This is a genomic window from Nonlabens dokdonensis, assembly GCF_002162835.1.
Lineage (GTDB): Bacteria > Bacteroidota > Bacteroidia > Flavobacteriales > Flavobacteriaceae > Nonlabens > Nonlabens dokdonensis_B.
Genome location: NZ_MAAX01000096.1, coordinates 1 through 4,399 on the forward strand (window position 1 = coordinate 1; position 4,399 = coordinate 4,399).

Genomic DNA, 4,399 nt, shown 5'->3' on the forward strand with positions numbered 1-4,399 from the left:
GCAATTGTAAAATACTCTAAGTTAAATTCAGGATGATGTAGAAAAAATTTTTCTACAAACTTTTGTGTTTTATGAATGCTATGATCTTTAAAGTATGTAGCAGCTTCTTGTAAGATTTCATAAATGAGTGCTGCTTTATTTCTTCCATCAGTTGTTAATCGCTCGTTTCTAGAACTCATCGCTAGACCATTAGCCTCACGTTTTATAGGACATCCTACTATTTCAATATCAAGGTTTAATTTTTTTACTAGCTTTTTCACTATTTGTAATTGCTGGAAATCCTTTTCTCCAAAAAAAGCTTTGTCTGGATTGATAATAGAAAATAGAAATTCTAGAATAGTTCCCACACCATCAAAGTGGCCTAAACGATTTGCACCTTCCATAACATGTTCTAGGCCGTCGTAACTGTATTTTTTTGCAATTGGATTTTTTCCATACACGTCTTCTATTTCTGGAGCATAAACCACTAGCTTTTTAGGATCGATGTGTTGTTTGATAAATTCTACATCTTGAGTGATGTTGCGAGGATATTTTTGTAAATCACTTTTGTTATCAAATTGAGTAGGGTTAACAAAAATGGAAACTACCAGAAGGTCACATTGAGAAATAGCTTCCTGCATTAGAGATATGTGTCCATCGTGTAATGCTCCCATTGTAGGCACAAAACCTAAGCTTATGCTATTTTCAAGATCAGTTTTTAGGTGGTTTTTTAGTTTTTTATGGGATGTAATGATCATAACAGTATTTAACACGAGATGTTGTACAAACATAAGGTTTACGGAGCATATTGCAAGAAAATGCTTATTTTTGCAACTTGCTTAAAGTTAGGCTACAATATATTTATTTATGAAGGAAAAAAGAGTTTTATACGTATCATCTGAAGTTATACCATATTTACCTGAGACAGAGGCTTCTTCCATGTCTTATTTTTCTCCAAAAATGGTTAATGATCGCGGTGGACAGATACGTATTTTCATGCCTAGATTTGGTAACATAAACGAGAGAAGACACCAGCTGCATGAAGTTATTAGACTTAGCGGTATGAATTTAATTATTAACGACCTTGATATGCCGTTAATAATTAAAGTAGCTTCTATTCCTAAAGAGCGTATGCAAGTTTATTTTATTGATAATGAAGATTACTTTAAAAGAAAAGCGACCTTAACTGATGAAGATGGAAACCTGTTTCCTGATAATGATGAACGCGCTATCTTCTTTGCAAAAGGAGTAATAGAAACAGTGAAAAAGCTAAACTGGGCTCCAGATATTATACATGTTCATGGCTGGCTGGCAAGTTTATTGCCACTTTATTTAAAGAATTATTACGGTAATGATCCATTATTTGAAGAAAGCAAAATAGTTACTTCAATTTACAATCAATCCTTTGAAGGATCGTTAGATGATGAGATGATGGAGAAACTTCAATATGACGCATTAGACGAAGAAGCTCTAGCAGACTTTGAAGATCCTACGTATGTGAACTTAATGAAGAGTGCTATTAAATATAGTGATGCTATTATTAAAGGAAGCGAAGAGTTAGATTCAGAAATTGATGCTTATATAGAAGGTCAAGAAGGTAAGCCGGTTCTTAAGTATTATGCTCCTGAGGAGTTTGCTGATGCGTATGAAGAATTTTATCTTGATCAAGTATTGAACGAAAAAGAAGAAGCTTAGAAAATGAAAAAATTGTTATGTAATGCTGCAATTATATTTGCAGTAGTTTTGGGAGTGGTGTCCTGTGAAAATGAATTAACTCCATTAGGAAGTGATTTTTTGGGAGAAGATCCTGAAAATATTATTAAGGAGGCAGAATTTGATGTAAAAACCTATAGTACTACAGTTAATCCAGTACAGACAAATAATTTCAACTCGGTTCCTTTTGGTACTTATTTTGATCCGGTTTATGGAGAGTCAAAATATGGTTTTGTAGCTCAATTAAATCCTACATTTAGTAATCCAGATTTTGGAGAGAACACAATATTAGAAGAGGTTATTTTAGAAATACCCTACTTTTCCACTATAGATCTTACTGTCTCTTCAGGAGAGGATAATGTTTATGTTTTAGATTCTTTATATGGAGGTAACAACATTAATTTTGAAATCTATAGATCAAATTATTTTCTAAGCAATTTTGACTCTAACAATGTTGCAGAGCCAGCGGTTTACTACAGTGATTTTGAAGATGTAATATCCATGAATGCTACAGATCTTATTTACTCAGAATCTGAGTTTATTCCATCTGCTGAGCAAGTAACAATTATTGAAGAAGACGACGAAGGGCAATTAACCGTGCAAGAAAGGCTTTCGCCTAGATTGAGGATATCACTACCTGTTGACTATTGGGAAAATGTAATATTAAATCAAGAAGGTATGCCATCCCTTCAAAGCATCAGTAATTTTCAGAATTATTTCAGAGGTTTATACTTTAAAATAACTGGTTCAGAAAACGGAGGTTCTTTGATACATCTTAACCTAAATCAAGCGACACTAACTTTATCTGTTAATTCTGACTTTGCTGATATAAATGATTTTGATAATGACGGAGATGTAAGCGAATTAAATAATATTACATCAGCCTTTGAATTTAACTTTAATGGTAATAGAGTGGTTTTTATCGATCATGATTTTCCTAGTACTATAACTTCCAATATCAACACGTCAAATGATCCAATTAATGGCTCTGAAAACCTATATTTAAAAGGAGGACCTGGTGCTTTAACTATAATAGAGTTGTTTGGGCAATCCACTAATAATGTAGATGGAGAGTCTCCAGAGTTGACACAGATTATTGCAAATGACTGGTTGATTAATGAAGCGTCTATTGATTTTTATGTTAATCAAGACGCTGTTTTACAAGGGTCAACTCAGCCAGAACGTATATTGATTTACGATTATGAAACTGGGACATTACTCTCTGATTACTCTATTTCAACCAGTGGTATTGCTCCTATAAATGCAAATTTGAGACATTTAGGAAGGCTAGAGCGAGAGATTGAAGACAATGTAAATTCTCAAGGTGTTAAGTATAAATTGACTTTAACTCAACATTTAAACAATATTATTCAAGGTGAAACCGAGAACAATAGGTTGGCGATAGTAGTTAGTCAAAATGTAAGTTTGATTACAAGTAGTGAGGTTTCTCAAAATCCAATAGCTAATCCTGAATTAGAAAACATCCCTATAAGTGCTGCTATTTCTCATGAAGGAACAGTATTACACGGCAATCTTTCCCCTGAAATTGATAAAAGACCTAAGTTGAAGATTTTTTATTCAGAAACAACCAATTAATAATAAAACATATGTGTGGAATTGTAGGCTATATAGGACATCGCAAAGCATATCCTATTGTATTAAACGGTCTTAAAAGGCTTGAGTATCGTGGTTATGATAGTGCAGGTATTGCAATTTATGACGGTAACGAACTCAAATTCAGTAAAACTAAAGGAAAAGTAGCCGATTTAGAATCAAAAATTGAGGCAGACATTTCAACTCAAGGAACTATTGCTATAGGTCATACCAGATGGGCAACACATGGAGTTCCTAATGATGTAAATTCTCATCCACATTTTTCTAATAGTGGTGATTTAGTTATTATACATAACGGTATAATAGAAAATTACGAACCTCTCAAACAAGAATTGAAAAATAGAGGTTATACATTTCAGTCAGATACTGATACAGAAGTATTAGTAAATTTAATTGAAGATGTTCAAAAAAAGGAAGGTGTTAAATTAGGTAAGGCTGTTCAAATTGCACTTAACCAAACAATAGGTGCCTATGCAATTGCTGTTTTTGACCGTAGAAAGCCTAATGAAATTGTAGTTGCTAGATTGGGTTCGCCTCTAGCGATAGGAGTAGGAGACAAAGAGTTTTTTATTGCTAGTGACGCAAGTCCGTTTTTAGAATTTACAAAAAACGCTATTTATCTAGAAGATGGAGAGATGGCGGTGGTACGTACTCACAAAGAAATGAAAGTGAGAAAAATTCATGACGATTCCTTAGTAGATCCTTATGTTCAAGAGCTTCAAATGAATTTAGAGCAAATTGAAAAAGGTGGTTACGACCATTTCATGCTCAAGGAGATCTATGAACAACCTGATGCTATACGTGATACTTTTAGAGGTCGTATGCTTGTTGATCAAGGTTTAATTAAAATGGCCGGAGTAGATGATCATATAGATAAATTTTTAAATGCAAAGCGCATCATTGTAGTAGCTTGTGGTACATCATGGCATGCAGGGCTTGTGGCAGAGTATGTTTTTGAAGAACTTGCTAGAATACCAGTTGAGGTAGAGTACGCATCTGAATTTAGATACCGCAATCCAGTCATTGATAAAGATGATGTTCTAATCGCTATATCTCAAAGTGGTGAAACGGCAGATACTATGGCTGCAATTAA

General features: G+C 33.7%; 4 protein-coding genes. 3 read left to right on the forward strand and 1 reads right to left on the reverse strand.

From position 1 onward, the window contains the following. Positions 1-737: pantoate--beta-alanine ligase (gene panC / locus A9Q93_RS05955; protein WP_303686470.1), on the reverse strand; the 737-nt coding region annotated here is incomplete at its 3' end. 109 nt (positions 738-846) lie between these two features. Between panC and A9Q93_RS05960 the strand changes: the two genes are divergently transcribed. From A9Q93_RS05960 to glmS, 3 genes are all read left to right on the forward strand, one after another. Continuing rightward, positions 847-1,674, forward strand: a complete 828-nt coding sequence (locus tag A9Q93_RS05960) for a glycogen/starch synthase (protein WP_303686471.1) — start codon at positions 847-849, stop codon at positions 1,672-1,674. Between the two features lie 3 nt (positions 1,675-1,677). After that, positions 1,678-3,288: a DUF4270 domain-containing protein gene (locus tag A9Q93_RS05965; protein WP_303686472.1), complete on the forward strand. Its 1,611-nt coding sequence runs from the start codon at positions 1,678-1,680 to the stop codon at positions 3,286-3,288. 11 nt (positions 3,289-3,299) lie between these two features. Further along, the coding region (gene glmS, locus A9Q93_RS05970) for a glutamine--fructose-6-phosphate transaminase (isomerizing) (RefSeq protein ID WP_303686473.1) at positions 3,300-4,399 on the forward strand (1,100 nt) is incomplete at its 3' end.

Bases quoted from the DNA above. Each gene is read 5' to 3' on its own strand.
- A9Q93_RS05960 (WP_303686471.1), top strand. From the start codon at position 847: ATGAAGGAAAAAAGAGTTTTATACGTATCATCTGAAGTTATACCATAT.
- A9Q93_RS05965 (WP_303686472.1), top strand. From the start codon at position 1,678: ATGAAAAAATTGTTATGTAATGCTGCAATTATATTTGCAGTAGTTTTG.